Origin of the sequence: Photorhabdus sp. CRCIA-P01, assembly GCF_003545805.1 — a bacterium.
In the GTDB taxonomy this organism is placed as follows: domain Bacteria; phylum Pseudomonadota; class Gammaproteobacteria; order Enterobacterales; family Enterobacteriaceae; genus Photorhabdus; species Photorhabdus antumapuensis.
Window position 1 is genome coordinate 17,752 of record NZ_NMQR01000032.1, and the last position, 26,433, is coordinate 44,184.

Genomic DNA, 26,433 nt, shown 5'->3' on the forward strand with positions numbered 1-26,433 from the left:
TTTCCAGAATTCATTTTACAGTGAGCATGAAACACAGCCTTGTACTTCCGTGCCTTCCAGATCAGTTTGTTTCAGACGGATGTAATAAAGTGTTTTAATTCCTTTACGCCAGGCATAAATTTGGGCTTTGTTAATATCACGGGTAGTGGCATCGTCTTTGAAGAAAAGTGTCAGTGATAATCCTTGGTCGACGTGTTGAGTGGCTGTAGCATAAGTATCAATAATCTTTTCCGGTCCTATTTCGTAAGCATCTTGGTAATATTCAAGATTATTATTTGTCATAAATGGCGCTGGATAATATACCCGTCCTGTTTTACCATCTTTACGGATCTCAATACGGGATACCATCGGGTGAATGCTTGAAGTTGAATTGTTGATATATGAAATAGAACCTGTAGGCGCAATAGCTTGGAGATTTTGATTGTAAATACCATGAGTCATAATTGAGGCTTTTAATTCAATCCAGTCTTGTTGATTAGGAATGGTTATTCCTGCTTGTTCAAACAATTGAGAGACTTTTTTGGTCTGAGGTTGCCATTCTCTTTCTGTATATTTATTAAAAAATTCACCACTGGCATAACGAGAATTTTTAAAGCCTTTAAAGTAGCTATTGCGTTCAATGGCGATCTGATTGGAAGTACGCAGAGCGTGATAAGTGACGATGTAGAAATAGATATTAGTGAAATCTATTCCCTTTTCAGAACCATAATGAATTTTTTCTCTTGCCAGATAGCCGTGAAGATTCATTTGTCCTAAACCAATGGCATGAGAATCCTGATTTCCTTTTTCGATAGAAGGAACTGAACGGATATGGCTCATATCTGATACTGCGGTTAAAGCGCGGACAGCCGTTTCAATAGAGAGGGCAAAATCAGGTGAATCCATTGTATGAGCAATATTCATTGATCCCAGATTACAACTAATATCTTTCCCAATATGGCGGTAACTTAAATCATCTTCATATTCGCTGGCACTGTTAACTTGTAAAATTTCGGAACATAAATTACTCATATTAATCCGTCCCTTAATTGGGTTAGCGTTATTCACAGTGTCTTCATACATAATATAGGGATAACCAGATTCGAATTGGATCTCAGCTAACGTCATGAAAAATTCACGGGCATTGATTTTTGATTTCTGAATTTGTTGGTTATTCACCATCTCAGCATATTTTTCTGTCATGCTAATTTCGGACATTGGCACACCATAAACCCGCTGAATATCATAAGGTGAGAATAGATACATATCTTCATTATGTTTAGCTAGCTTAAACGTGATATCAGGAATAACGACACCAATAGAGAGTGTTTTTATACGGATTTTTTCGTCGGCATTTTCCCGTTTTGTATCCAGAAAACGGAGAATATCGGGGTGATGAGCATGGAGATAAACGGCTCCTGCACCTTGACGTGCACCGAGTTGATTGGCGTATGAAAACGCATCTTCCAGCATTTTCATCACTGGGATAACACCTGATGATTGATTTTCAATCATTTTTATCGGTGCACCCGTTTCCCGTAGATTACTGAGTAAGAATGCGACCCCACCGCCACGTTTTGAAAGCTGTAAGGCTGAATTAACTGAACGTCCGATGGACTCCATATTATCTTCAATGCGTAGCAGGAAACAGGAAACTAATTCTCCTCGCTGTTTCTTACCGCAATTCAGAAAAGTTGGCGTTGCTGGTTGAAAACGGCCACTGATCATCTCATTCACCAGACGACAAGCTAACATCTGATCGCCTTGGGCTAGGGTCAGTGCTACCATGCATACCCGATCTTCATAGCGTTCTAGATAACGTTTATTATCGAAGGTTTTCAGAGTATAACTGGTGTAATATTTGAATGCGCCCAGAAAGGTTTGAAAGCGGAATTTTTTACTATAGGCTTGCTGAAAGAGCTTTTTAATAAAAGTAAAATCGTACTGTTCCAGCACGTTTGTTTCGTAATATCCCTCTTGTTGGAGGAAATCCAGTTTCTCTTTTAGGCTATGGAAGAATAGTGTGTTTGGCTTTACATGCTGGCGAAAATAATAATGAATAGCCAGTTTGTCTTTATCAAATTGAATCTTTCCTTCACTATCGTACAGATTGAGTAAGGCATTTAAAGCATGATAATCCTGTTGTGCATTAATTTGAAAAGTCATAATTACATATTCTCTAATGAATCATGTTGCCAGAATCTTTGAATACCTTGGTGTACCCGTTGTACATCTTCTTTAGTACCCAACAGTTCAAAACGGTATAGGAGGGGTATCCGGCATTTCTCTGCAATTATCCGTCCAGCGATACCGTAAGCTTCGCCAAAGTTTGTATTCCCGGCCGCGATGACTCCCCGGATTAATGCTCGGTTTTCGACGATATTTAGAAACCGGATCACTTGTGGTGGAACAGCACCTTTAGCACTGCCACCACCATAACTGGGGGTCAGTAAAATGTAAGGAGAGTCTACGTTTAATGGGCTGCCTGATTGATTTATTGGAATACGAAGGGCTGGTATCTCCAGTTTCTGAACAAATCTATGGCTATTACTGGATGAACTGGAGAAATAGATCAGCGGATTTATATTCATAATAAACCTACAAATTCTCGGTTAATGCGTTGATTTTATCAGGACGAAATCCTGACCAATGCTGTGTGCCCGCGACAACCACAGGAACTTGCTGGTAGCCCATAGTACGGATAGCCGCTAAAGCCTGCGGGTTTTCGGTTAAATCGATAATCTGATAAGGAATGTTTCTTCGGCTTAGCGCCTGATAGGTTGCGCTGCATTGTACGCAGTCCGGTTTGCTATAAATGGTAATGCTCATTAACGGCTCCTTTGTCAGTTTGTGGGCATGCAATGGCAAAATTTGGTTCATGAGTAATAATTTCCCTAAAGGCCATAACTTGAACTATACTATATATAGTGAAATTTTATTTCAACCATACTATATATGGTGTTAATTTTACATCGAGTGACTATCATTAAAATTACAATGTTGGTTATTCTCTGTTTGTTGGCAGGCTTTTCGCCTTCAGACAAGTTTAAGTTTTCTAGTCGGTGGTAAGGGAGCAACTGAATTCATCATTGCAATTTGTCGAAAAGACGATTTACTCTAATCCCTATAATGATTGATATTTTTTTCAATGGAGGTGGTTATGTATCATCACTATTTTGATGCACCCAAAGGATTTCCTAAACCGTATATTCATATCACCGCGGATGATAAGGGAGTGACCAGTCTATATTTTGTTGATGAAAAAACAGCGCCTGAAGTGAAAAATGATATTACTAAGCAGTGCGTGAAAGAGTTACGGGGATATTTTGCGGGTAAGCGTACTGAGTTTTCCGTTCCACTCAACCCAGTAGGAACTGAATTCCAGCAGCGTGTATGGTTACAGTTATGTAAGATCCCGTTTGGAGAAGTGTGGAGTTATAAGCAACTTTCATTAGCATTAGGTTCAGTTAATTATTGTCGTGCGGTAGGAATGGCTAATTCTCGTAATCCGATCTCATTAATTGTGCCTTGTCATCGTGTTATTGGACATGATGGTAAATTGGTGGGATATACCGGTGGCCTGAATATTAAAAGCTGGCTATTGGAACATGAAAAAACCTAGTCATTTGTTTGTTAGATAATTTGTGTGATAAAAGACCAGGGAAGGTTATAGATATTTATATATGTGTATTATTTAGTAATAAAACTAAATAAAGATAACATCTATCGTATTTTATTATGCTTTTCGTGATCTTGGTTGTAGACAGTGAGCCAACTTATTTGCTGTACTGTATGCGACGCAGATTTTGTGTCTTAATTTTCACGTTAAAGGTAAGTTTGATGTCAAAAATTAAAGGTAACGTTAAGTGGTTTAATGAATCTAAAGGATTCGGGTTTATCACTCCAGAAGATGGTAGCAAAGACGTATTCGTGCATTTCTCTGCTATTCAGACTAACGGATTTAAAACTTTGGCAGAAGGTCAAAAAGTAGAGTTTGAAATCACTGACGGCGCTAAAGGTCCATCTGCTGCAAACGTTGTCGCTATCTGATTTTAACTCCGTATTTCGAAAACCCGTTATTTCAACGGGTTTTTTTTGGCTTGTGTGATACGTAGGTAATTTTAATTTAAAGCTCATGCATCAATACAAAAGCTAACATGGTCATCAGTAATGATCCAGAAAGATTAAGCAAAACTGTTCCCAGTGCCCATCCTGGTTTTCCGTCCAGTAACAAATAAACAACTTCAACAGAGAATGTGGAAAAGGTTGTTAAACCTCCGCAAAAACCGGTGGTCAGCATCAATTTCCAAGCCGGATCAAGGTGTGTGGATTTATTAAAATAGGCTAACCCTAGTCCGATAATTAATGCACCAATACAGTTAACGGTAAGGGTGCCAATCGCGATATTAGAAGAAATATTATTAAGGCGGAGGCTGATAAACCAGCGTAATACGCTGCCTAAGCCACCTCCGATAAATACAGCCAGAATAATATTAGTCATAATAACTGCCTACCCAATAGGGCTATTTTATTTGCCATTTTGAACCTGGGCAGTGCTCGAAATCCTCACGTACTACGTGTACGCTCCGGTTTTTCCGCGCTGTCCGTGTTTAAACTGCCTGCAACAATTACGCCTATTTGGATAGGCACTAAGATACTGGGTTATTTGACCTCTTCACCTTTGGCTTGCAAGTCAGCATGATAAGAAGAACGGACAAATGGACCACAGGCGGCATGGGTGAACCCCATGGCTAACGCTTCTTCTTTCATTTCATCAAATTCCTGTGGGCTGACGTAGCGCTGTACCGGTAAATGATGACGACTGGGTTGTAGATATTGTCCCAGAGTCAGCATTGTCACACCGTGGCGGCGCAGATCACGCATAACATCAATAATTTCTTCGTTGGTTTCACCGAGACCTACCATCAGACCCGATTTGGTTGGAATATCAGGGTGGGCCTCTTTAAACTTTTCAAGTAATTTTAGTGACCACTCATAGTTTGCGCCAGGGCGCACCTGACGGTAAACCCGGGGTACGTTTTCCAAGTTATGGTTAAAGACATCAGGCGGTGTCGCTGTCAATATTTCAAGTGCACGATCCATACGCCCCCGGAAGTCAGGAACTAAGGTTTCAATCTTAATGGATGGATTTTTTTCACGAATAGCAGAGATGCAGTCAGCAAAGTGCTGAGCACCACCGTCACGTAAATCATCACGGTCAACGGAGGTGATGACAACGTAGCGCAGTGCCATATCTTTAATGGTTTGTGCCAGTTTTACCGGTTCGTTAGTGTCAGGTGCCATTGGGCGGCCATGCGCAACATCACAGAAAGGGCAACGGCGGGTGCAAATGGCGCCAAGGATCATAAAGGTTGCTGTACCGTGATTGAAGCATTCCGCCAGGTTAGGGCAAGATGCTTCTTCACAAACGGAATGCAGACCATTTTTGCGCATGGCGGATTTGATGCCCTGAATGCGGCTGGAATCCGCAGGAAGTTTGATTTTCATCCACTCAGGTTTACGCAAGATTTCTGTACGTTCGGTCATCACTGTTTTGACAGGGATCAGCGCCATTTTGTCTGCGTCGCGGTACTTAACTCCGCGTTCCATCTGAATTGGTTTACTCATAATCGTGCTGGTTCCAGTGTTAAATTCATCAGGTTGAGATTTATCATTCAGTCTACTGTATGATAAACAATTAAAAAATTTTTGAAAAATGTTAAAAAATTATAGCATCTTTAACTATTCAGTTTAAATCCTAACTGCTGGCAAAATTTCTCCACCAAAACAGGTTGTACTTGTTCAACAGCAATTCCAGGAACTAAGTCACTGAGTTGAATCATTTTCATGCCGGCATAGCCACAAGGGTTAATACGCTGGAAGGGTTCTAAATCCATTGCGATATTGAGGGCTAATCCGTGGAAAGAACAACCTTTGCGTATCCGTAATCCAAGAGAGCAAATTTTGGCTTCATTGACATAGACACCAGGGGCATCCGGGCGGGCATAGGCTTTCACACCAAAGTGAGCAAGGGTTTTAATGACAGTATCCTCTATCGCCGTAACCAGTTGCCGTACACCAATTTTGGCGCGTTTAATGTCAATCATGACATACATAACCTGCTGGCCAGGGCCATGATAGGTGACTTGTCCACCACGATCGGATTGAATAACCGGAATATCACCGAGGGACAGCAAATGCTCAGCTTTACCTGCTTGCCCTTGAGTAAAGACTTTTGGATGCTGTACCAGCCAGATTTCATCAGGAGTATTAGTATCTCGCTGCTCGGTAAACAAGTGCATTGCATCGGAAATCGGCTCGTAGGGCTGTATTCCTAATTGACGTAAGAAAATCGTTTTATGTTGCAATTGAAACTTTATTTGATAGCTATAAGATTTGGTCAGTATAACCCTCAGAAGAGGTTCTCACCAGTTTAGTGCACCTGAAACTGTGGTATTCCTGATAGATAAAGAATCCCCTGCGAAATTATAGGGGATTTCTCTAGTGCGTATTACAATACTACCCGTACCAATTCAAGGTTACCTAACTCTTCATACAGCGTTTCTACTTGTTCAATATGAGTCGCATTGATAGTAATGGATACTGAGTGGTAGTTACCTTTGCTGCTTGGCTTCACTTGTGGAGAGTAATCGCCCGGCGCATGACGTTGAACCACTTCAACGACCTGATTGACGAGCTCAGGCTCTGCCAAGCCCATCACTTTGTAAGTGAATGAACAAGGGAACTCAAGCAGTTCATTTAATTTCGTTTTCATGGGCGCTCCTGTTTTGCTTTCCGCGATACGTATGGTCAGTTTCTGCTGTAAAATTTGATACTTTCCTCCGCCTTAAAACGCGGAGATGCTTATTGCGATCGGGCGATAGCCCGATTCGCTTTGATTGGCTCTGTTTATCGATTAATTATCTCAAGAATTAGCCAAACCAATGATGAAATAGTAGCTTGATGTAATCGATAAAGCGGCCGAAGATGCTGCCTTCTTTTATTTCATTCATGACGACTAAAGGCTGCTGTTCAATAGTCTTGCCATCAAGTTGAAAGTTGATAGTACCTACGACTTGATTTTTCGCCAGTGGTGCATGTAATTCACTGTTATTCACGACATAGCTGGCTTTCAGATCTTTCAGACGACCACGGGGAATAGTCAGATAAACATCTTTATCAACACCTAACTGAACCCTATCATTATCGCCAAACCAGACTGGTTCAGAAGCGAATTCTTTACCTGCTTTCAGAGGCACAACAGTTTCAAAGAAACGGAAACCCCAGGTCAGCAGTTTTTTACTTTCTGTTTCTCGGCCTTTATAAGTGTGGCCGCCTAATACTGCGGAAATCAGCCGCATATCGCCTTCCGTTGCAGAAGCGACTAGGTTATAGCCCGCTGCACTAGTGTGACCGGTTTTAATACCATCGACATTCAGGCTCTTATCCCACAATAAGCCATTACGGTTTGTCTGGCGGATATTGTTGTAGGTAAACTCTTTCTCTTTATAGATGGTGTACTCTTCAGGAACATCACGGATCAGCGCTTGACCAATCAATGCCATGTCACGGGCAGAGCTGTATTGGCCTTCTGCATCCAGACCATGAACGGTTTTGAAATTCGTATTCTGTAATCCAAGCGATTTCACATAACCATTCATTAAATTAACGAAAGACTCTTGGCTACCGGCAACATAATCTGCCATTGCAACACAGGCATCGTTACCGGATTGCAAGTTTATACCGCGGGATAACATAGAAACCGAGACCTGATCGCCTGGCTTGAGGAACATCAGGGAAGAGCCTTTAAATACCGGATTACCGGTTGCCCATGCGTCAGTGCCAACAGTGACCATATCATTTGGGTGGATTTTGCCTGATTTAATTGTTTGACCAATAACATAGCTGGTCATCATTTTTGTCAGACTGGCAGGATCACGGCGTGCATCTGCATTCATCTCAGCCAGCACTTTGCCTGAGTTATAGTCGATAAGGATATAAGCTTCCGCATCAATCTGAGGCACGCCTGGGATCATCGTTTTCAGGTTGACATCATTCCCATTGGCAAAGGCAGAAGCACTTATTGTCAGCGCAATACCCAAGGTGGCGCTTTTTATAAAACGAGAAGTGGTTGTATATTTCATGGTTAGTTTGACAACATCCGTGAGAAAAGGTTGATATCGAGCCACATCATAGCAAATGAAAAAAATACTGACATTGCCAAATTTTGACAAGACTTAGGTTTACATTTTTTTACTCCTCTTACTGATATCTGAATCAAAGTGAGATATCAGTAAGAGAACGATTAGGGACTGACGATAAAAGAAGATTGTTGTATCTGGTCAGCCAGTTTTTGTTGTAAATCGGCAGCTTGCTGGCGATTGTTAAATGGCCCTAATTGTACACGATAAACGTTACTATATTGAGTTACGCGTCCTTGAACATTAAAGCGTTGCTCCAGTGTTTGTTGCCACTCTTTTGCTCGTTGCTCATTGCTAACAGCGCCAACCTGAACCATAAAACTATTTGCTGATACGGTTGTTGGCGTTGTGACTATTGAAGTACTGTTTGTAACAGGTTTAGGTGGTTGTAGCTTCATTGCGGGTAGTTGCTCAGTCGCTTCCGGTTGTACCGTCAGTTTCATCGGCTGATTTGTTAAGGGCTGGCTGCCAGTCTGATCAGGGACATTCTCCATTGTTGGTGTTCCTAATGGGCTGGTTGTCAGCGTTGGTCTACCCGGTAGAGCGTAACTTTGTTTAACTATCTGGCTGCCAATGGTACCGGGACCCGATACAGAACCATCCTGGGCAACCTCAATAAAATCAACCTTAACTTTGGTACTTTGAGTCAGGTTTAACCGCTCAGCGGAAGCCTTCGATAGATCGATAATTCGCCCTGGTTTATAAGGACCACGGTCATTGACTCTAACAATCATCATGCGGCCATTGCTCAAGTTGGTCACACGGACATAACTTGGAATTGGCAGGGTAGGGTGGGCAGCTGTCAGAGCATAAGGATTAAAACGTTCACCAATTGCGGTCATTTTACCGCTAGATTCTTCACCGTACCAACTAGCATAACCTGTCTCACTAAACTGAGAGGGGGCTTGCACAATGTGATAAGTATGTCCGTTCATCTGATAATCATTATTGGCGCTAGGATGATAAGGCTCATAGCGAGGTTCTGCACCCAGAACATCCTGCGTTGGTACTGCTGGTAACGGGGAAGGTTTTGGTTTGTCAGGAGCAGTACAGCCAGATAGCAGGGCTGCAATCATGCCGAGTATAAGCCAGTGTTGACGCATTGAAACCTCTTCTCTATAAACTTTTGGACAACAATTTTCTGTGTGTGTGAATCGACATGATAATGCCGAAACCCGCCATTAAGACGATTAACGCTGAGCCGCCATAACTGACAAATGGCAAAGGAACGCCTACTACAGGCAGGACACCACTCACCATGCCGATATTGACGAAGATATAAACAAATAGAATTAACATTAGGCCGCCAACCATAACCCGGCCAAAAGTGTTCTGTGCTCTGGTTGCGATAACCAGCCCACGCGTAATTAATAACATATATAATGTTAATAACAGTAGTACGCCAATCAAACCAAGTTCTTCCGACAGTACGGCAAATATGAAATCTGTATGACGTTCTGGCAGAAATTCCAATTGAGATTGTGTTCCTAATAGCCAGCCTTTACCTGATAAACCACCAGATCCAATCGCGATTTTTGATTGAATAATATGGTAACCCTTACCAAGAGGATCACTTTCTGGATCAAGTAGCATCATGACGCGATCGCGCTGATAGCCATGCATCAGGAAGAACCACAAGATGGGGATAAAACAGGCTAACAGTAGAGCTGCGATACCGATCAACCGCCAACTCATGCCCGAAAGGAACAAGACAAACAGGCCAGAAGCCGCGATCAGAATTGAAGTCCCCAGGTCTGGCTGAGCGGCAACCAGTAAAGTAGGCAGAAAAATGAGCATCAGAGCGATAGTCGTATTTTTCAGTGATGGGGGACATAAATCGCGGTTCATAAAGCGTGCGATCATCAGTGGTACGGCTATTTTGGCAATTTCAGAAGGTTGGAAGCGGATGATTCCTAAATCCAGCCAGCGTTGGGCACCTTTACTTATTTGCCCGAAAGCATCAACAAAAATCAGTAAAATGACACAAACAATATAGAGATGGGGCGCCCAGCTTTCATAAACTCTTGGTGGAATTTGCGCCATGATGAGCATGACAACCAGCCCAGCACCAATTTGGCTAATTTTGCGCTCCATCATACCCATATCTTGACCACTGGCACTCCACATAACAAAAGCGCTGTATATCAGCAATGCCAAAATGCACAGGAGTAATGGTAGGTCGATATGTAATCTGGTCCAGAGAGGAACCCTTTTTTGGTTTTCTGTCATGGTGTTAATCAGTCACTTTCTGTTCCGGGAGGTGTAGGGACAGCATTCGGCAATGTTGTGTTGTTATCCCCTAATAGTACATGGTCGAGGATTTGGCGAACAAGAGTTCCCACTGCTGGACCTGCACCACCATTCTCTAAAATAATGGAAAGGGCTACTGTCGGATTTTCATAAGGAGCGAAAGCGATCATCAGCTTATGATCCCGTAAATGCTCAGCAATTTTACTGGCATTGTAGGTTTCATAACTGTAGACCTGTGCTGTTCCCGATTTGATCGCGGCTTTATAAGGCGTACCGATAAAACTTTTGTGGCCGGTACCGTTTGGCAGGTTAGCAACACCGTACATGCCGCTTTTTGCCAATTCCCAATATCCTGAATGGATATCACCGATCTGAATATTTTCTATTTGTTGATAAGGGATCATCTCACCTTTCAGCTTCTTGCTTAGCAGAAGATGTGGTGTTTTTACATTACCGTCGTTAATTAAGGTTATTAGCGCTTTTACCATTTGAATGGGGGTTGCTGTCCAATATCCCTGGCCGATACCCACAGGAATGGTATCTCCTTGATACCAAGGTTTTTTATATTTTCTTTGTTTCCATTCGCGGGTAGGCATGATACCGGTGCGTTCTTCGGCTAGGTCGATTCCAGTATATTCGCCATAGCCAAACTTGGTCATCCATTCAGACAGACGATCAATTCCCATATCATAGGCAACTTGATAGAAGAAAGTATCCGCCGATTCTACAATGGCTCTATGTACATTGAGACTACCGTGTCCCCAACGTTTCCAGTCACGGTAGCGTTTTTCTGAACCCGGTAATTGCCACCAACCCGGATCAAAAATGGTGGTATTTTTATTGATAACGCCTGTACTGAGTGCTGCAACGGTAATAAAAGGTTTCACTGTCGAAGCTGGAGGATAGATTCCTTGAGTAGCACGATTAATAAGCGGCCTATCAGGATTGTTTAATAGCTCCTGGTAGTTCTTATTGGAGATACCGTTTACGAATAGGTTTGGATCATAGCTTGGGTTAGATACCAGTGCCAGAATTTCCCCATTACGTGGATCACTGACAACGACCGCGGCACGGCTGGTTGTGAGGAGTTTCTCAATGTAAATCTGCAATTCGAGATCGATAGTGAGGTAAATATCTTGTCCGGCCTGTGGTGGTTGTTCATGTAATTGGCGAATCACCCGGCCTCGGTTATTCACTTCGACTTCTTCATAACCCGTTTTGCCGTGTAAAATAGTTTCATAATAGCGTTCAATACCCAGTTTGCCGATATCATGGGTAGCTGCGTAATTAGGTAAAATACCTTCTTTATCCAATCGTTCTACATCTTTATCATTAATTTTAGCAACATAGCCGATGATATGTGTCAGTGCTGAACCATAAGGATAGAAGCGGCGTTGGTAGCCTTTTATTTCAAAACCAGGGAAACGATATTGGTTAACGGCAAAGCGTGCTACTTGAATATGATCAAGTGAAGTTTTCAATGGAATAGAGGTAAAGCGGCGCGAGCGTTTACGCTCTTTTTCAAAGTTGGCAATATCTTCGTCAGTCAGATCGATAACATTACGTAAATCATTCAGCGTTTGCTCAAGGTGTTCTACCTTTTCAGGTATGATTTCTAACTGATAGATAGTTCGATTAAGTGCCAATGGCGTACCGTTGCGATCATAGATGATACCGCGGCTTGGCGCAATTGGAACCAGTTTAATACGGTTTTCGTTTGAACGGGTTTGATAGTCTTCGTGGCGGGTGATTTGTAAATGGTAAAGATTGGCAACCAGGATACCAGTCAGTACCAGGATGATAATAAACGCCACCAATGCGCGGCGAGCAAATAGGGCTGATTCAGCCGTATAATCACGAAAAGGAGTACGTTTATTCTTCATCCCATTGCCAGAATTCGCTTTTATCCGTTGATAACCAAATTATTCCCGATGATAGGGATGATTGGTCGTAATACTCCATGCCCGGTACAGGCTTTCCGCAACCAAAACTCGGACCAGAGGATGGGGTAAGGTCAGTGGTGACAGTGACCAGCTTTGTTCTGCGGCAGCTTTACATGCCGGAGCGAGACCTTCGGGCCCACCTATCAACAAACTGACATCTCTACCATCCCGTTTCCAATATTCAAGCTGTTGCGCCAGTTGAGGCGTTTCCCAACGGGAACCCGGAATGTCCAGGGTAACAATACGACTGCCTTTGCCGACAGCGGCCAGCATTTGTTCGCCTTCTTTTTCCAGAATGCGTTTAATATCCGCATTTTTGCCCCGTTTGCCAGCCGGAATTTCTATCAGATCAAATGGCATGTCGTTGGGAAAACGACGCAAATAATCTGTAAAGCCGGCCTGTATCCAGTCCGGCATTTTTGTACCTACAGCGATTAATTGCAGCCTCAAACTCAGCTCCAGAGCTTTTCAAGTTCGTACATGCGGCGGCTCTCTTCTTGCATGACATGTACGATAACTTCACCGAGGTCTACGACAATCCAATCAGATACGCCTTGTCCTTCAACGCCAAGTGGGATCAGGCCGCTCGCACGACAGTCATCAACCAGATTATCTGCGACAGACATCAGATGGCGGTTGGAAGTTCCGGTGCAGACAATCATGCAATCGGTAATACTGGATTTCCCTTGGACATCAAGGGAAACAATATCCTGTGCTTTGGAGTTTTCAAGCTTATCAATAACAAACTGTTGGAGTTCTTTACCTTGCAAAAGGCTCATCCTTATTTTTTATCACAATTGATTAAATAGTGCGGAATAATAGCATGTCAGGTCACTTAAGGGTAAGCCAACTAAGTGACTAATCGAGGTAGATTTCGCTATTGGCGATATAACCCCTGTGAATCTATATACTTCTGTACTGAAAGGGGGAGTAAATCGTCACAACTTAACCCTTGCTGGTGGCGTTGACGGATGTCTGTTGCTGAGATCGGTAGCAGAGGTGTATCTGCCAGATAGATATAACCATTAGGTTTACTGCCAAGCTGGCTTGGATCGCGGATTTGATGTTTTGTAAGCCATTGTTGCATTTCGGTTGTGGAAAGCTGAGTTTGATAACCGGGCCGAGCACAAACCAGCAAGTGGCAGAAACTCAACAGTTCTTGCCAACGATGCCAAGTGTGCAGTGATAACAAAGCATCCTGGCCGATTATAAATGCTAGTGGTTGTTTGTTACCAATTTCCTGACGGAATGATTCTAGCGTATCAATTGTGTAAGAGGGGGTAGTGCGCTCCAGTTCACGCTTATCGACGGTAAATAGTGGGTTATCCTGTACTGCCAGCTGTACCATTTCAAGCCGCTGTTGTGCAGTGGCTTCCGGTTGTGGGCGGTGTGGGGGGACGTGATTTGGTAGTAAAATCACTTGCTTCAGGCCAGTTTGATATGCCAGGGTTTCAACTGGCTGTAAGTGCCCGTAATGGATGGGATCGAATGTTCCACCAAATAATGCTTGAATAACGGGTTGTTTCGAGCAAGTAGAATCAATGGTATGAGGCATTAAAAAAGCTCTCAGGTAAGGTTTTTCCACATAACAGCATGGAAAGCGTTTCTAAATCTGACCAAATAGACTGGCCGTAATCCTGTTTGATCTGGCGTTCCATCTGTACAAGTAAATGAATTGCTCGCTGCAAATCATGTTGAGTGAGACGTTGCAGTGCGCTTGTCAGTAATGGACGGCGGTTTTGCCATACCCGATGCTGATCTAACAAGGTTTTCATCGGGGTTGTGGTACTTTGACGTTTCAGCGTGAGTAGCAGCAATAATTCACGCTGTACGGTACGTAATAGAATAACAGCTTCGCAATCTTCCTGTTTTAACTGTTTCAGAATATGCCAGGCTCGTTTTGCTTTACCTGATAATAGCGAGTCTACCCAGTGATAGGGTGTAAAGTGAGCCGCGTCATTCACCGCATTTTCGACACGATGTAAGGTCAGTTTACCGTCTGGGTATAGCAGTGAGAGTCGCTCAAGTGCCTGAGTTAACGCCAGTAAATTTCCTTCATAACAATAACACAGTAGTTGATTAGCTTGTTCTTCCAGCATCAATTTCATGGCTTTGGCCCGTTGTGCAACCCATTGTGGCAGACGGTTCTGTTCGGGTGTCTGACAACTGACATAAACACCGTTTTTTCCTAGTATCTTGAACCAGTTACTGTTCTCCTGAGCCTTGGTCAATTTCAAACCACGTACTATTAGCAGTAGATCTGGGTGAAGTAGTCCTGCCAGTTTCAGCAGTTGTTCGGCTATGATTGCGTTAGGGCCATTTTCCGGCAGTAGTAAAGTGAGTGTTTGACGGCTAGCAAACAGACTTAATGACTGACAAATATTGAATATCTCATCCCACTCGGTGTGATTATCCAGCGTATAGGTGAAGTGTTCAGTGAAAGCCTGTTTTTCAGCAGCCTTGCGGATATGATCCTGGCTTTCCTGTAATAGTAGGGGTTCATTACCCCATATCAGATAACAGTTTCGCAGCCCCTCATTGAGCTGCGAAATCAGTTGTTCGGGATAGAGTTTGATCATTGTGCTTGCGCAGCTTGCTGTCCCACCTGTTTTTCTCTGGCTTTCTGCTTTTCTGCGTTGTGAACGGTCAATAACTGGCGAACTAACCGGCGAGCTGCTTGTTCACGCATTTCCTGATTGATTATCTCGTTTTCAGCATCTTTCGCCAGGGCCTCTAATGGATTGTCGAAAAAAGAGCGGTCAACCCTGGATTGCAGCGGGTATACGCTACCATCTGGCATAATAACCTGAGCATCGACATTTAATGTCAATTGGCGTTCTGCCGCCTTACCATCTTGGAAAACAGAGACAGTATCTTTATTTTCAGAAGAGCCAATTAACTTCAAAACAGGAACATCAGCGCTATTATCCTCAAGGATAGTGACGTTATTCAGACGAAGCTGTTGGCGAACGGAACGGGCCAGTGGCCCATATGGGTCACTGCTTGTTAATTGTAGCTTTTTGAGTTCCGCTGGCACCTGAGTGGTGCCGCGCAGATGGAAACCGCAGCCAGCGGTGACCAGCACCGCTAACCCCAGCAATAGCGTTAAAATACGATGTCGCACATTGCCTCCTTTATCAGCCGACGACCAGATTCAGCAGTTTGCCTGGTACATAAATGACTTTGCGAATAGTGACGCCTTCAAGATATTTCGCCACACCATACTCTTTTGCTGCCATATCATGAACATACTCTTTAGTCGCCTCTGCTGGCACAGTAACACGACCACGCACTTTACCGTTAACTTGAATGACGACTAACTTGGTATCGTCAACCATTGCCTGTTCATCAGCTTGTGGCCAATCAGCTGTATCAATATCACCTTCACCCTCCAGTGCTTGCCACATAATAAAGCAAGCATGAGGAGTTATTGGTGACAACATACGGACAACTGCCAGCAGGACCTCTTGCATCAGAGCGCGATCCTGCTCAGTTTCCTGTGGTGCGCGGGCCAGTTTATTCATCAATTCCATTACGGCAGCGATAGCAGTATTGAATGCCTGGCGGCGACCGACATCATCTGTGACTTTAGCAATGGTTTTGTGCAGATCTCGGAATAGATCCTTTTGTTCCACTGTCAGGTTTGTGATGTCTAGCGGTTGAGTTGCTCCTTTGCTGCTATGTTCATAAACTAGGCGCCATACACGTTTCAGGAAGCGATTTGCCCCTTCAACACTGGATTCTTGCCATTCTAGCGTCAGCTCTGGTGGCGCAGCGAACATCATAAACAGGCGAACGGTATCAGCACCATATTTTTCTACCATCGATTGTGGGTCAATACCGTTGTTTTTGGATTTAGACATTTTGCTCATGCCGGTATAAACCAGCTCATGGCCTTCTTTATCCGTTGCTTTAATGATACGGCTTTTATCATCACGCTCAACAATAGTATCAGCTGGGGAAACCCAGATTTTTTCGCCATCTTTGCCGATGTAATAAAAAGCATCTGCTAGAACCATGCCCTGACATAACAGACGCTTAGCGGGTTCATTGGAATTTACCAGGCCAGCATCACGCATCAGTTTATGGAAGAAACGGAAATACATCAGATGCATGATGGCATGTTCGATACCACCGATGTATTGGTCAACTGGCAGCCAATAGTTAGCTGCTGCTGGATTGAGCAGGCCCTTGTCATAATCTGGACAGGTGTAGCGAGCGTAGTACCAGGAAGACTCCATAAAAGTATCGAAGGTATCTGTTTCACGTAGTGCTTGCTGGCCGTTGATAGTGGTTTTCGCCCACTCAGGATCAGCTTTAATTGGGCTGGCGATGCCGTCCATTTTGACATCTTCCGGCAGAATAACTGGCAGTTGAGTTGCTGGAACCGGAACAACTGTGCCATCTTCCAGCGTTGCCATTGGAATAGGAGCACCCCAATAACGTTGACGAGAAACCCCCCAGTCACGCAGACGATAGTTGACTTTTCGCTTACCTACGCCCATTTCCACTAGTTTATCAGCAATAGCATTGAAACCATCTTCGTGATTCAGTCCGCTAAATTCACCAGAATTAAACAGGATGTTCTTATCTGTCACAGGCGCTTCATGGACGTTTGGTTCATTGCCTTCGCTGCCCAGAATAACGGCTTTTATTGGCAGGTTATATTTTGTCGCAAATTCCCAGTCGCGTTGATCGTGGCCGGGAACTGCCATGACAGCACCGGTGCCGTATTCCATCAGGACGAAGTTTGCAACCCAAATTGCTACTTTCTCTTTGGTCAATGGATGAATGGCAAACATACCGGTTGCCATGCCTTTCTTCTCCATTGTTGCCATATCTGCTTCGGCAACTTTGGTATTACGGCACTCATCAATGAAAGCAACGAGTTCAGGGTGATTTGCTGCTGCTTGTTTTGCCAGGGGATGACCTGCGGCAACCGCAACATAAGTGGCACCCAGGAACGTATCAGGACGAGTGGTATAAACAGTCAGTTTTTCCTGACTATCAGCTACATCAAAGGTAATCTCTACTCCCTCGGAGCGGCCAATCCAGTTTCGCTGCATGGTTTTGACCTGTTCAGGCCACTCTTCCAGCGTATCCAGATCGTTTAACAACTCTTCGGCATAATCAGTGATTTTGATAAACCATTGTGGAATTTCTTTACGTTCAACTTTAGTGTCACAACGCCAACAGCAGCCATCGACCACTTGTTCATTAGCTAGGACGGTCAGATCGTGGGGGCACCAGTTAACTGCGGAGGTTTTTTTATAAACCAGGCCCTTTTCATACAATTTGGTGAAGAACCATTGTTCCCAACGGTAATATTCCGGGGTACAAGTTGTGACTTCACGATCCCAATCGTAACCAAAGCCCAGTGTTTTCAACTGACCTTTCATATATTCGATGTTGGCATAGGTCCACGGAGCAGGTGCGGTATTGTTTTTGACCGCGGCGCCTTCTGCGGGCAGGCCAAATGCATCCCAACCGATAGGTTGCAAGACATTTTTGCCAAGCATACGCTGATAGCGGGAGATAACATCGCCAATAGTGTAGTTGCGTACATGGCCCATGTGTAGTCGACCAGAAGGGTAAGGTAGCATGGACAGGCAGTAATATTTTTCTTTGCTGTTGTCTTCTGTCACTTTGAAAGTTTGCTTCTCTTGCCAGTGAAGCTGAACTTGCGGCTCTATATCTTCTGGACGGTATTGTTCTTGCATGGCACCGATGATCCTATGGTGAGTAAAAAGCTACGCTTGTAGCAATCATTTAGTTGGTAAAATATGAGGTCGGCATAGCATATCTGATTTGATACGCCAGCAACAGAGGTTATGAGGGAAAATCCGGTGGTGACAGGCATCCCCACCGGGAGCAAGCGGGTGTTTAGTGAAGAATTTTAGCTAGAAATTCTTTGGCGCGATCTGATTTTGGATTCGCAAAGAAATCTTCTTTTTTGCTATCTTCAACAATTCTGCCTTCATCCATAAAGATAACTCGGTTGGCTACTTTACGGGCGAAGCCCATTTCGTGAGTAACAACCATCATGGTCATCCCTTCATCTGCGAGTTTAACCATGACATCGAGCACTTCATTGATCATTTCAGGGTCGAGTGCGGAGGTAGGTTCGTCAAATAGCATGGCAATCGGGTCCATACAAAGAGCACGGGCGATTGCTACACGTTGCTGTTGACCACCGGAAAGTTGAGACGGGAATTTATTCGCTTGACTGGCAAGCCCAACGCGTTCAAGTAATTTCAACCCCTTTTCTTCCGCTGCTTTTTTATCACGATTAAGCACTTTAATCTGCGCTAGAGTTAAATTCTCAATGATGGATAGATGGGGGAACAGTTCAAAATGCTGGAATACCATGCCGACTTTAGAACGTAGTTGTGCCAGATTGGTGTTTTTATCATTAACTTTAATGTCATTAACCAGAATTTCACCCTGTTGGATGGATTCCAGACCATTGACCGTTTTTATCAGGGTAGATTTGCCTGAGCCAGATGGGCCACAGACCACAACGACTTCACCTTTTTTAACTTCGGTTGAGCAGTCGGAGAGAACCTGAAATTGGTCATACCACTTGGATACATTTTTCAGGGAGATCATCAAACAGTCCTTTTCTTCAAATAATTAACCAGCATAGATGCGGCAATACTAATAATAAAATAAACCAAACCAGCAAATAGGATCATTTCGACCTGAGTGCCATCACGCTCACCGATATTTGCCGCAGTCCGGAAAAAGTCCGCTAGACTGAGCACATACACCAATGAGGTGTCTTGAAACAGTACGATACCCTGTGTCAGCAACAGCGGGGTCATCGCACGGAATGCTTGAGGTAGGATAACCAGTCTCATACTTTGCATTGGTGTCATACCCAATGCCAATGCCGCTGAAGATTGCCCACGGGAGATACTCTGAATTCCCGCTCGGATAATTTCTGAATAATAAGCCGCTTCGAAAAAGGCAAATGCGACCATGGCTGAAATTAAACGAATATCTGTTTTCGGAGAAATCCCCAGAACGTTCTGCACTAGGCTAGGCACAATCAGATAGAACCATAACAGTACCATAACCAGTGGCACAGAACGGAACAGATTGACATATAAAGTGGCAAACCAACTCAGTACTTTTACAGAAGAGAGGCGCATAACGGCCAGTACGGTTCCCCAGAGAATACCGACAATAACAGCAATAATCGTGATTTTTGCTGTAATGACTAAGCCTTGTAGCAGAAATGGGATACTGGGGATAATCGAACTCCAGTCAAACTCGTACATTTATTGACCTCCAATGTTACCCGGTAAACGCATTTTTTTCTCAAGCAAGTGCATGGCAAGCATAATCACCAGATTGATTCCGATATAGGCTAGTGTAATCGCCGTAAATGTTTCATAAGCATGTGCTGAGTAATCAAGTAACTTACCTGCTTGTGCTGCCATATCTACCAGACCAATAGTGGAGGCGATGGCGGAGTTTTTTACCAGATTCATCATTTCTGACGTCATGGGTGGAATGATCACTCGATAGGCATTGGGTAATAGGACATAGCGATAGGTTTGTGGCAGGGTTAGCCCCATTGCTAGCCCTGCCGATTTTTGACCGCGTGGTAGTGATTGTATGGCGGCACGAACCTGCTCACACATCCGTGCAGCGGTGAAAAGACCTAAACAGATAGTGGATGAGAGAAAAAATTGAATATTAGGGTCCAGTTCAGTTTTAAACCACAGACTGATATTTTCTGGCAGTAGTTCAGGTACAACCAGATACCAGATAAAAAATTGAACTATCAGTGGTACGTTACGAAAGAGCTCAACATAACAGGTACCTATCCCAGATAATATTTTATTGGGAACAGTGCGTAAGATGCCGAACAGTGAGCCGACAATGAAAGCGATAATCCAGGCGCAGATAGACAAGGCAATCGTCACCTGAAATCCAGCTATCAACCAGCCTAGATAAGTCGTATTGCCGAAAGGAGCAGCTTGCAAAAAGATGCCCCAATTCCAATCGATTGACATAATAATACTCCCTGTTAGGGTGTAGCTTAATCCCCTGAAAACGATTGATTGGCTGAGAAAAAAAAGCGAGGTAGGGAACGGCCACCTCGCACCCTGTGATGCCAATCAAATAGTCATTTTTTTAATTATATTTCTAGTCAAGCGCCTTATCATTTGGCGATTTAAATAGTGCTTTCATTTCATCAGACAAAGAGAAATTCAGATTCAGGTTCTTGGGCGGAATCGGGTGTTTGAACCAGCGCTCAAATGATTTCTCAGCCTCTCCGGAGGTTTGCGCTTGAACAATGGTCTCATCGATCAGCTTCTTGAATTGAAGATCGTCTTTGCGTGATATACAACCATAGGCTTCTCTAGACTGAGGTGTACCAACAATTTCCCACTGATCAGGTTTTTTCGCTTTGGCGCGTTCACCTGCTAGTAGTGCATCATCCACCATAAAGGCGATTGCACGGCCAGATTCCAGAGTACGGAATGAGTCACCATGATCTTTTGCACTGATGATGCGCATTTTCATGTTTTTCTCATCGTTGAGTTTATTCAGCAATATTTCAGAAGTCGTACCTGCCGAGACAACGACATTTTTACCCGCTAAATCTGGGAAGTCTTTGATACCGGAACCTTTTTTAGTCAGCAAACGCGTAGTAATAATGAAGATGGAGTTAGAGAAAGTGACTTGTTTCTGACGTTCAAGGTTATTGGAAGTGGAACCGCATTCGAAATCATAAGTTCCATTTTGTAGCAATGGGATGCGATTTTGCGAAGTCACGGGTATCAATTTTACTTGCAGATTTGGCATGTCCAGTTTCTTCTTCACTGCTTCAACAATCAGATTAGAATAATCCTGAGAGTAGCCGACGACTTTTTGATGGTTATCGTAGTAAGCAAAAGGTACGGAGGATTCACGATGTCCCACAATGATCACACCACCGTCTTTAACCTTTTTCAGTGTTCCCGTTAATTCTTCGGCCTGAGTAGCCCCCGCCATGCCAAGTAACATCATGGTTAATACTAAGTTACGCATACGCATATACAACTCCTTTAATGTGGCTATCGTTTGCGATGTTGTGTTTGCAAAAGTCTCTCTGTGATTTGTTTTTAATCGAGGATCATTTGCTGCTATATGTATATATAGTGTTAAAAAATAGTACAAAAGGGTTAGATAATGAAAATGAATTGTTTCTATTTCGGGAGCTATCTCGCACTATAAATGAACAATCCTACTTATCTTGCACAATTAAGGTGGGTGATTATCACTTTTCTGGTGCATTTTCCCGTTTTTATTAGTGAAACAGCTATTTCCCTTTTCATTCATAGAGATAACAGCAATTAGCATGCCAAAATAATAAAGAGGGCTAAAATTAAGGCCAATAAATCATTCAATCAGATTATTTTTGTAACATAAATCATTGAGGATTGGCATGGTTAACTATCAGTGACAGTTGTTTGGAGTTATTACAGAATAACCATGCCGGATTGTATCAGGAGGGATCAATGGTGGGATTGGGCAAAGTATATTTCATACCAATTGCCAGACGATTCCAGAGATTGATAAGGCCGATCAATAACGTCAAATCGACAATCTCTTTTTCATCAAATTCAGCCAATAATGGGGTGTAATGTTCATCATTTGCTTCAATTTCGGCAATCCGGGATAAAACATCTGTCCAACCTAAAGCGGCACGTTCCCGTGATGTGAAAATAGTGGCTTCTTTCCAGGCGCTCAGGAGATAGAGTTTTTGCTCGCTGCTTCCTGCTTTACGGGCAGCTTTGGAATGTATATTAAGACAAAAGGCACAGCCATTGATTTGGGAAGCTCTTACCTTGACGAGTTCGATAAGTTCTTTACCGAGGGTTGATTTGTAAGTTAATTCATCGACCTTGGCTACCGCGCTATAAAGTTCTGGTGAAATTTCCGCTGGCTGCGGACGGTTTGTTTGCATAACTTGTTACTCCTTTGTTTTTTCTATCGATTGAATGAAAAAATGGATTGAAAGTTAATTTGCTTCTGCATGATATAAAGGAGCTATTTCATTTCGCTCCCTTTTGTTTGTATGGATATTTGGATTAAGATTGCCGACGGTTATAGATCAGTGCAAATAGGGTAAACAATACCGTGATTCCCCATACCGGCCAGTTACCCCAGCGTGCATAGGGTGTTATCCCGGTTGCAGGTGTCACTTTAGCTACCAAAACATTACGGGTAAATTGTGGGAGTGCTGCTTGCACTTTTCCGTCCGGGCTGATAACGGCTGTAATGCCGTTATTGGTACCACGTAGTAATGGGCGTCCTAATTCGAGGGAACGCATGCGCGCCATTTGGAAATGTTGCCAGGGGCCGATTGAACCACCAAACCAAGCATCATTGGAAACCGTGAGTAAGAATTCGGTATCCGGTTTGAAATTCGCACGAACCTGTTCACCCAGTATAATTTCATAACAAATAGCAGCCGTCAGGTTATATCCTGCAACAGAAAGCTGTGGTTGAATGTAGTTGCCACGACTGAATGAAGACATGGGTAAGTTGAAGAATGGCGCTAGAGGCCGGAATAGAGACTCCAGAGGAACAAACTCGCCGAAGGGTACCAGATGATATTTATCGTAGCGGATGGCCGCAGGATATTGGTAAGGTATTTTATCACCAAGGACAATCACGCTGTTATAGATCTTATCACTGCCGCCAATAGTTCTTTCATCGACAATACCGGTAATAAGGCTGGTATGTTGATTGCGTAACAGCTCATCCAATTTTGTTAGAAAGTGGCGTTGATAACTTTCCAATGAGGGAATAGCAGACTCCGGCCAGATGATTATCGGCATTTTTCCGATGTATGGCAGGCTATTGTCCATGTAGATGTCCATAGTTTCGTTGAGCATTTTAGGGTCCCATTTCAGGGATTGTGGAATATTTCCCTGAACCAGCGCGACATCAACAGTTTTTTCAGGTAGTAGGCTGTACCACTGATAATGGCGTATTGACCACGGTAATAGCAGAATAGCGACAGCGATAATACCAGCGACTATTTTCCGATGTATGACGGCCAGAACGAATAACCCGCTGAGAGCCATTAACAGGAAAGTGATGGCCTCAACACCCAAAATTGGTGCAATGGCTCTCATTGGACCATCTAATTGACTGTAGCCGAATTGTAGCCAAGGGAAACCGGTTAGAATCCAGCCTCGCAGGAATTCGGTGAGTTGCCATAATGCAGGTGCTGCTACAGCCAGCCTCAACCCGTTCGTTTTTGCGAAGAAACGGTTGAGTAAGCCAGCGAATAAAGCAGGATAGAGCGAGAGATAGGCGGCCAGTAATATGACCAGTAGAATATTGACTGCGGTTGGCATGCCACCGAAATTAGCAATACTGACATACACCCAGTTTGTACCACTGCCGAACAGACCGAATCCCCAACAAAAGGCAATCAATGCCGCTTGTCGGGGTGTTCTGTTTAAAGTCAGAAGTTGCAGCCCAAATAAGGAGATAATGGCGGCAGGCCAGAAGCCAAAAGGTGAAAAAGCCAGTGTTCCACTGGCTCCGAAAGAGAGTGCCAGCAAGGCACGAAGCCGCTGGCAATTTAATAATGAGACTTTGTTCATCCAGACTCTATTCTTCTTCAAGGTTAGGTATTGGCGCATCGTCCGGTATCGTAACATAAACCTGAATAATCCTTCGGCTATCGGCCATGGCAACTTTAAAGAGATAGCCGTTGATATCAATGGACTCTCCTCTGGCGGGTAAATGACCGAATGCCTGCATAACCAGACCGCCAATAGTATCCACTTCTTCATCACTGAATTGGGTGCTAAAGGCTTCATTAAAGTCTTCAATCTGAGTCAGCGCTCGTACCGTATAGGTATGACGGCTCAAGGCACGAATATCGACATCTTCTTCTTCATCGTATTCGTCTTCAATTTCACCGACGATCAGTTCAAGAATATCTTCAATAGTGACCAGACCCGATACACCACCAAACTCATCAATGACGATTGCCATATGATAACGTTGAGAACGGAATTCTTTCAGCATGCGGTCAACCCGTTTACTTTCAGGTACAACGACAGCCTGACGCAGAACCTTATCTATGCTGAATGGTGGGGCATCGGTGCGCATAAATGGCAATAGGTCTTTTGCCATTAAAATCCCTTCAATATGATCTTTGTCTTCACTGATCACAGGGAAACGGGAGTGAGCCGAATCGATAATCACATCCAGACATTCGTCCAGGGTTTGATTACGTTTTAAGGTAACGATTTGAGAACGGGGGATCATGATATCGCGGACACGCTGATCGGAAATATCCATTACCCCTTCGAGCATATCGCGGGTATCAGGATCAATCAGATCGTTTTGTTCAGAGTCACGGATCAGTTCCACCAGTTCATCACGGCTTTTTGGCTCACCGTGAAAAAGTTGGTTAAGAAGAAGAGTGAAAAACCCTTTCTTAGGGCTAGGGTTGTCGTTACTTGAAGGATGGTCGTCGCTCATGGAGTTTTAATGAAAATTTCCCATTAAATAAGTTATTGTCGGTATTTTTTAGCATAAAAATGGTACGAATGGTTACTCTTTTTCTGCAAGATAGGGGTCAGCGTAACCTAACTTTTGCATAATTTCTGTTTCCAAAGATTCCATTTCTTCCGCTTCATCATCTTTGATATGGTCATAGCCCAGCAGATGCAGGCAGCCGTGCACAACCATATGGGCCCAATGTTCTTCTATTGTTTTTTGTTGCTCCTCCGCTTCTTTTTCAACGACCTGAAGACAGATAATTAAATCGCCAAGCAGGGGTAAATCAACCTCTGGTGGAGCTTCAAATGGGAAAGATAACACATTTGTTGGCTTATCTTTACCACGGTAGGTCAGATTTAAATCGTGGCTTTCTGCCTCATCAACAATGCGAATAGTGACTTCACTTTCAGATTGAAATTGAGGTAAAACCCCATCCAGCCAGTGCTGGAATAGGGTTTCTTCAGGAAGACCTTTGGCATGTTCACAAGCAATTTGTAAATCAAGTATGACTGAACTCATTGTGCTTCCTGCTTGCGTTGTTCACCGAGTGTCTGTTTGCGTTTTTGCTCGGTTGCTTCCCACTCTTCATAGGCAATGACGACTTTGGCAACCACCGGGTGACGGACAACATCATCACTGTGGAAAAAGTTGAAACTCAGCTCACCGACGCCTGATAGAACTTCAATGGCATGACGTAGGCCGGATTTCTGCCCACGGGGCAGGTCAATCTGCGTAACGTCACCGGTAACAACCGCTTTGGAGTTGAAACCGATACGGGTCAGGAACATCTTCATTTGTTCGATGGTTGTGTTCTGGCTCTCATTCAGAATAATAAAAGCGTCGTTCAGGGTTCGTCCTCGCATATAAGCTAATGGGGCAACTTCAATAACGTTACGTTCGATCAGCTTCTCAACTTTTTCAAAACCTAGCATTTCAAACAACGCGTCGTAGAGTGGGCGCAAGTACGGATCCACTTTTTGGCTCAGGTCACCCGGTAGGAAACCCAATTTTTCGCCCGCTTCTACGGCCGGACGGGTTAGCAGGATACGGCGAATCTCTTGTCGTTCCAGTGCATCAACCGCAGCAGCAACGGCCAGGTAAGTTTTTCCTGTGCCAGCAGGACCGATCCCGAATGTAATATCGTGGCTAAGAATATTGGCAATATACTGTGCCTGATTGGGCGTACGTGGTTTCACCATGCCGCGTTTGGTGCGAATATTAACGGATTTACCGTATTCGGGCATGCTCTCGGCGGTTTGCTCCAGAACCCGGCTCTCGGTAATTGCCAGATGAATCTGTTCTGGCTTGATATCAGGGATTACCCCACGGACAGGGGAAGTTTCCGCATATAAATGCCGTAGGATATTGGTGGCTGCGCTAATGCACAGCGGTTTACCCATCAGTTTAAAACGGTTATCACGACGGTTAATTTCAATACCTAGTCGGCGTTCAAGCTGCTTCAAATTATCATCAAACGGACCACACAGGCTCATTAGGCGCTGATTGTCGGCGGGTTCGAGGAAAATTTCCTG

Annotated in this window: 28 protein-coding genes; 2 read left to right on the forward strand and 26 right to left on the reverse strand. The window is 43.8% G+C overall.

Annotation, left to right across the window (positions count from 1 at the left end; all coding sequences use genetic code 11):
- Positions 1–15: 15 nt before the first annotated feature.
- From nrdE to nrdH, 3 genes are read right to left on the reverse strand one after another with little or no spacing between them, the layout of a single operon-like run.
- Positions 16–2,145 carry a class 1b ribonucleoside-diphosphate reductase subunit alpha gene (gene nrdE, locus D3222_RS17055; protein ID WP_118987223.1) on the reverse strand — a complete coding sequence of 710 codons (2,130 nt, stop codon included), beginning with the start codon at positions 2,143–2,145 and terminating at the stop codon, positions 16–18.
- Between the two features lie 2 nt (positions 2,146–2,147).
- Positions 2,148–2,564, reverse strand: a complete 417-nt coding sequence (nrdI, locus tag D3222_RS17060) for a class Ib ribonucleoside-diphosphate reductase assembly flavoprotein NrdI (protein WP_198672846.1) — start codon at positions 2,562–2,564, stop codon at positions 2,148–2,150.
- A 13-nt stretch (positions 2,565–2,577) separates the two neighbouring features.
- Complete coding sequence (nrdH, locus tag D3222_RS17065) at positions 2,578–2,808, reverse strand: glutaredoxin-like protein NrdH (protein WP_118987225.1); 231 nt, start codon at positions 2,806–2,808, stop codon at positions 2,578–2,580.
- Positions 2,809–3,139: 331 nt separating this feature from the next.
- Here nrdH and D3222_RS17070 point away from each other — a divergent pair, with 331 nt between their 5' ends.
- A complete protein-coding gene (locus D3222_RS17070; RefSeq protein WP_118987226.1) occupies positions 3,140–3,601 on the forward strand; it encodes a methylated-DNA--[protein]-cysteine S-methyltransferase in 462 nt (153 codons plus the stop codon).
- Positions 3,602–3,819: 218 nt separating this feature from the next.
- A complete protein-coding gene (cspE, locus tag D3222_RS17075) occupies positions 3,820–4,029 on the forward strand; it encodes a transcription antiterminator/RNA stability regulator CspE (protein ID WP_157975347.1) in 210 nt (69 codons plus the stop codon).
- A gap of 76 nt (positions 4,030–4,105) precedes the next feature.
- On the opposite strand, the gene crcB is transcribed toward cspE, so the two are convergent.
- The 23 genes from crcB to D3222_RS17190 all read right to left on the reverse strand — a co-directional run bounded on the left by crcB (position 4,106) and on the right by D3222_RS17190 (position 26,394).
- Positions 4,106–4,480, reverse strand: a complete 375-nt coding sequence (gene crcB, locus D3222_RS17080) for a fluoride efflux transporter CrcB (protein ID WP_118987228.1) — start codon at positions 4,478–4,480, stop codon at positions 4,106–4,108.
- A 161-nt stretch (positions 4,481–4,641) separates the two neighbouring features.
- Positions 4,642–5,607 carry a lipoyl synthase gene (gene lipA / locus D3222_RS17085; RefSeq protein WP_118987229.1) on the reverse strand — a complete coding sequence of 322 codons (966 nt, stop codon included), beginning with the start codon at positions 5,605–5,607 and terminating at the stop codon, positions 4,642–4,644.
- Between the two features lie 110 nt (positions 5,608–5,717).
- Positions 5,718–6,359 carry a lipoyl(octanoyl) transferase LipB gene (gene lipB / locus D3222_RS17090; RefSeq protein WP_198672847.1) on the reverse strand — a complete coding sequence of 214 codons (642 nt, stop codon included), beginning with the start codon at positions 6,357–6,359 and terminating at the stop codon, positions 5,718–5,720.
- A 131-nt stretch (positions 6,360–6,490) separates the two neighbouring features.
- Complete coding sequence (gene ybeD, locus D3222_RS17095; RefSeq protein ID WP_011145617.1) at positions 6,491–6,754, reverse strand: DUF493 family protein YbeD; 264 nt, start codon at positions 6,752–6,754, stop codon at positions 6,491–6,493.
- 157 nt (positions 6,755–6,911) lie between these two features.
- Complete coding sequence (dacA, locus tag D3222_RS17100) at positions 6,912–8,123, reverse strand: D-alanyl-D-alanine carboxypeptidase DacA (RefSeq protein ID WP_118987254.1); 1,212 nt, start codon at positions 8,121–8,123, stop codon at positions 6,912–6,914.
- A gap of 161 nt (positions 8,124–8,284) precedes the next feature.
- A complete protein-coding gene (gene rlpA / locus D3222_RS17105; RefSeq protein WP_118987231.1) occupies positions 8,285–9,283 on the reverse strand; it encodes an endolytic peptidoglycan transglycosylase RlpA in 999 nt (332 codons plus the stop codon).
- A gap of 13 nt (positions 9,284–9,296) precedes the next feature.
- Positions 9,297–10,409 (reverse strand): peptidoglycan glycosyltransferase MrdB, encoded by a 1,113-nt coding sequence (mrdB, locus tag D3222_RS17110; RefSeq protein ID WP_118987232.1) that lies wholly within the window; start codon positions 10,407–10,409, stop codon positions 9,297–9,299.
- An 8-nt stretch (positions 10,410–10,417) separates the two neighbouring features.
- Positions 10,418–12,313: a peptidoglycan DD-transpeptidase MrdA gene (gene mrdA, locus D3222_RS17115; RefSeq protein WP_118987233.1), complete on the reverse strand. Its 1,896-nt coding sequence runs from the start codon at positions 12,311–12,313 to the stop codon at positions 10,418–10,420.
- 39 nt (positions 12,314–12,352) lie between these two features.
- Positions 12,353–12,823, reverse strand: coding sequence for a 23S rRNA (pseudouridine(1915)-N(3))-methyltransferase RlmH (gene rlmH / locus D3222_RS17120; RefSeq protein WP_118987234.1), 471 nt, complete (start codon positions 12,821–12,823; stop codon positions 12,353–12,355).
- 2 nt (positions 12,824–12,825) lie between these two features.
- Positions 12,826–13,152 carry a ribosome silencing factor gene (gene rsfS / locus D3222_RS17125; protein ID WP_191214694.1) on the reverse strand — a complete coding sequence of 109 codons (327 nt, stop codon included), beginning with the start codon at positions 13,150–13,152 and terminating at the stop codon, positions 12,826–12,828.
- 98 nt (positions 13,153–13,250) lie between these two features.
- A complete protein-coding gene (nadD, locus tag D3222_RS17130; RefSeq protein WP_118987235.1) occupies positions 13,251–13,928 on the reverse strand; it encodes a nicotinate-nucleotide adenylyltransferase in 678 nt (225 codons plus the stop codon).
- Positions 13,912–14,952, reverse strand: a complete 1,041-nt coding sequence (gene holA / locus D3222_RS17135) for a DNA polymerase III subunit delta (protein ID WP_118987236.1) — start codon at positions 14,950–14,952, stop codon at positions 13,912–13,914. Before holA ends, nadD begins: the two co-directional genes overlap by 17 nt.
- On the reverse strand, positions 14,949–15,497 hold the full coding sequence (lptE, locus tag D3222_RS17140; RefSeq protein WP_198672843.1) for an LPS assembly lipoprotein LptE: 549 nt from the start codon (positions 15,495–15,497) through the stop codon (positions 14,949–14,951). Before lptE ends, holA begins: the two co-directional genes overlap by 4 nt.
- A gap of 13 nt (positions 15,498–15,510) precedes the next feature.
- A complete protein-coding gene (gene leuS, locus D3222_RS17145) occupies positions 15,511–18,093 on the reverse strand; it encodes a leucine--tRNA ligase (RefSeq protein ID WP_118987238.1) in 2,583 nt (860 codons plus the stop codon).
- A 163-nt stretch (positions 18,094–18,256) separates the two neighbouring features.
- Positions 18,257–18,982, reverse strand: coding sequence for an amino acid ABC transporter ATP-binding protein (locus tag D3222_RS17150; RefSeq protein ID WP_118987239.1), 726 nt, complete (start codon positions 18,980–18,982; stop codon positions 18,257–18,259).
- Positions 18,982–19,656: a glutamate/aspartate ABC transporter permease GltK gene (gene gltK, locus D3222_RS17155; RefSeq protein WP_118987240.1), complete on the reverse strand. Its 675-nt coding sequence runs from the start codon at positions 19,654–19,656 to the stop codon at positions 18,982–18,984. Before gltK ends, D3222_RS17150 begins: the two co-directional genes overlap by 1 nt.
- On the reverse strand, positions 19,657–20,397 hold the full coding sequence (locus tag D3222_RS17160) for an amino acid ABC transporter permease (RefSeq protein WP_118987241.1): 741 nt from the start codon (positions 20,395–20,397) through the stop codon (positions 19,657–19,659).
- Positions 20,398–20,530: 133 nt separating this feature from the next.
- A complete protein-coding gene (locus tag D3222_RS17165) occupies positions 20,531–21,424 on the reverse strand; it encodes an amino acid ABC transporter substrate-binding protein (RefSeq protein ID WP_118987242.1) in 894 nt (297 codons plus the stop codon).
- A 451-nt stretch (positions 21,425–21,875) separates the two neighbouring features.
- Positions 21,876–22,337: a carboxymuconolactone decarboxylase family protein gene (locus D3222_RS17170; RefSeq protein ID WP_118987243.1), complete on the reverse strand. Its 462-nt coding sequence runs from the start codon at positions 22,335–22,337 to the stop codon at positions 21,876–21,878.
- Between the two features lie 124 nt (positions 22,338–22,461).
- A complete protein-coding gene (lnt, locus tag D3222_RS17175; RefSeq protein WP_118987244.1) occupies positions 22,462–23,991 on the reverse strand; it encodes an apolipoprotein N-acyltransferase in 1,530 nt (509 codons plus the stop codon).
- 7 nt (positions 23,992–23,998) lie between these two features.
- Entirely contained in the window at positions 23,999–24,880 is an 882-nt protein-coding gene (gene corC / locus D3222_RS17180) for a CNNM family magnesium/cobalt transport protein CorC (protein WP_118987245.1), read from the reverse strand.
- Between the two features lie 72 nt (positions 24,881–24,952).
- Positions 24,953–25,420, reverse strand: coding sequence for an rRNA maturation RNase YbeY (ybeY, locus tag D3222_RS17185; protein WP_118987246.1), 468 nt, complete (start codon positions 25,418–25,420; stop codon positions 24,953–24,955).
- Positions 25,417–26,394: a PhoH family protein gene (locus D3222_RS17190; RefSeq protein WP_198672848.1), complete on the reverse strand. Its 978-nt coding sequence runs from the start codon at positions 26,392–26,394 to the stop codon at positions 25,417–25,419. The genes ybeY and D3222_RS17190 overlap by 4 nt, the downstream gene beginning before the upstream one ends.
- Positions 26,395–26,433 lie beyond the last annotated feature (39 nt).

Excerpts from the sequence above, each read along its gene's own strand:
- nrdE (WP_118987223.1), bottom strand. The coding sequence starts at position 2,145 with ATGACTTTTCAAATTAATGCACAACAGGATTATCATGCTTTAAATGCC.
- nrdH (WP_118987225.1), bottom strand. The coding sequence starts at position 2,808 with ATGAGCATTACCATTTATAGCAAACCGGACTGCGTACAATGCAGCGCA.
- D3222_RS17070 (WP_118987226.1), top strand. The coding sequence starts at position 3,140 with ATGTATCATCACTATTTTGATGCACCCAAAGGATTTCCTAAACCGTAT.
- cspE (WP_157975347.1), top strand. The coding sequence starts at position 3,820 with ATGTCAAAAATTAAAGGTAACGTTAAGTGGTTTAATGAATCTAAAGGA.
- crcB (WP_118987228.1), bottom strand. The coding sequence starts at position 4,480 with ATGACTAATATTATTCTGGCTGTATTTATCGGAGGTGGCTTAGGCAGC.
- lipA (WP_118987229.1), bottom strand. The coding sequence starts at position 5,607 with ATGAGTAAACCAATTCAGATGGAACGCGGAGTTAAGTACCGCGACGCA.
- ybeD (WP_011145617.1), bottom strand. The coding sequence starts at position 6,754 with ATGAAAACGAAATTAAATGAACTGCTTGAGTTCCCTTGTTCATTCACT.
- dacA (WP_118987254.1), bottom strand. The coding sequence starts at position 8,123 with ATGAAATATACAACCACTTCTCGTTTTATAAAAAGCGCCACCTTGGGT.
- rlpA (WP_118987231.1), bottom strand. The coding sequence starts at position 9,283 with ATGCGTCAACACTGGCTTATACTCGGCATGATTGCAGCCCTGCTATCT.
- mrdB (WP_118987232.1), bottom strand. The coding sequence starts at position 10,409 with ATGACAGAAAACCAAAAAAGGGTTCCTCTCTGGACCAGATTACATATC.
- mrdA (WP_118987233.1), bottom strand. The coding sequence starts at position 12,313 with ATGAAGAATAAACGTACTCCTTTTCGTGATTATACGGCTGAATCAGCC.
- rsfS (WP_191214694.1), bottom strand. The coding sequence starts at position 13,152 with ATGAGCCTTTTGCAAGGTAAAGAACTCCAACAGTTTGTTATTGATAAG.
- nadD (WP_118987235.1), bottom strand. The coding sequence starts at position 13,928 with ATGCCTCATACCATTGATTCTACTTGCTCGAAACAACCCGTTATTCAA.
- holA (WP_118987236.1), bottom strand. The coding sequence starts at position 14,952 with ATGATCAAACTCTATCCCGAACAACTGATTTCGCAGCTCAATGAGGGG.
- leuS (WP_118987238.1), bottom strand. The coding sequence starts at position 18,093 with ATGCAAGAACAATACCGTCCAGAAGATATAGAGCCGCAAGTTCAGCTT.
- D3222_RS17150 (WP_118987239.1), bottom strand. The coding sequence starts at position 18,982 with ATGATCTCCCTGAAAAATGTATCCAAGTGGTATGACCAATTTCAGGTT.
- gltK (WP_118987240.1), bottom strand. The coding sequence starts at position 19,656 with ATGTACGAGTTTGACTGGAGTTCGATTATCCCCAGTATCCCATTTCTG.
- D3222_RS17160 (WP_118987241.1), bottom strand. The coding sequence starts at position 20,397 with ATGTCAATCGATTGGAATTGGGGCATCTTTTTGCAAGCTGCTCCTTTC.
- D3222_RS17165 (WP_118987242.1), bottom strand. The coding sequence starts at position 21,424 with ATGCGTATGCGTAACTTAGTATTAACCATGATGTTACTTGGCATGGCG.
- D3222_RS17170 (WP_118987243.1), bottom strand. The coding sequence starts at position 22,337 with ATGCAAACAAACCGTCCGCAGCCAGCGGAAATTTCACCAGAACTTTAT.
- lnt (WP_118987244.1), bottom strand. The coding sequence starts at position 23,991 with ATGAACAAAGTCTCATTATTAAATTGCCAGCGGCTTCGTGCCTTGCTG.
- corC (WP_118987245.1), bottom strand. The coding sequence starts at position 24,880 with ATGAGCGACGACCATCCTTCAAGTAACGACAACCCTAGCCCTAAGAAA.
- ybeY (WP_118987246.1), bottom strand. The coding sequence starts at position 25,420 with ATGAGTTCAGTCATACTTGATTTACAAATTGCTTGTGAACATGCCAAA.
- D3222_RS17190 (WP_198672848.1), bottom strand. The coding sequence starts at position 26,394 with ATGAGCCTGTGTGGTCCGTTTGATGATAATTTGAAGCAGCTTGAACGC.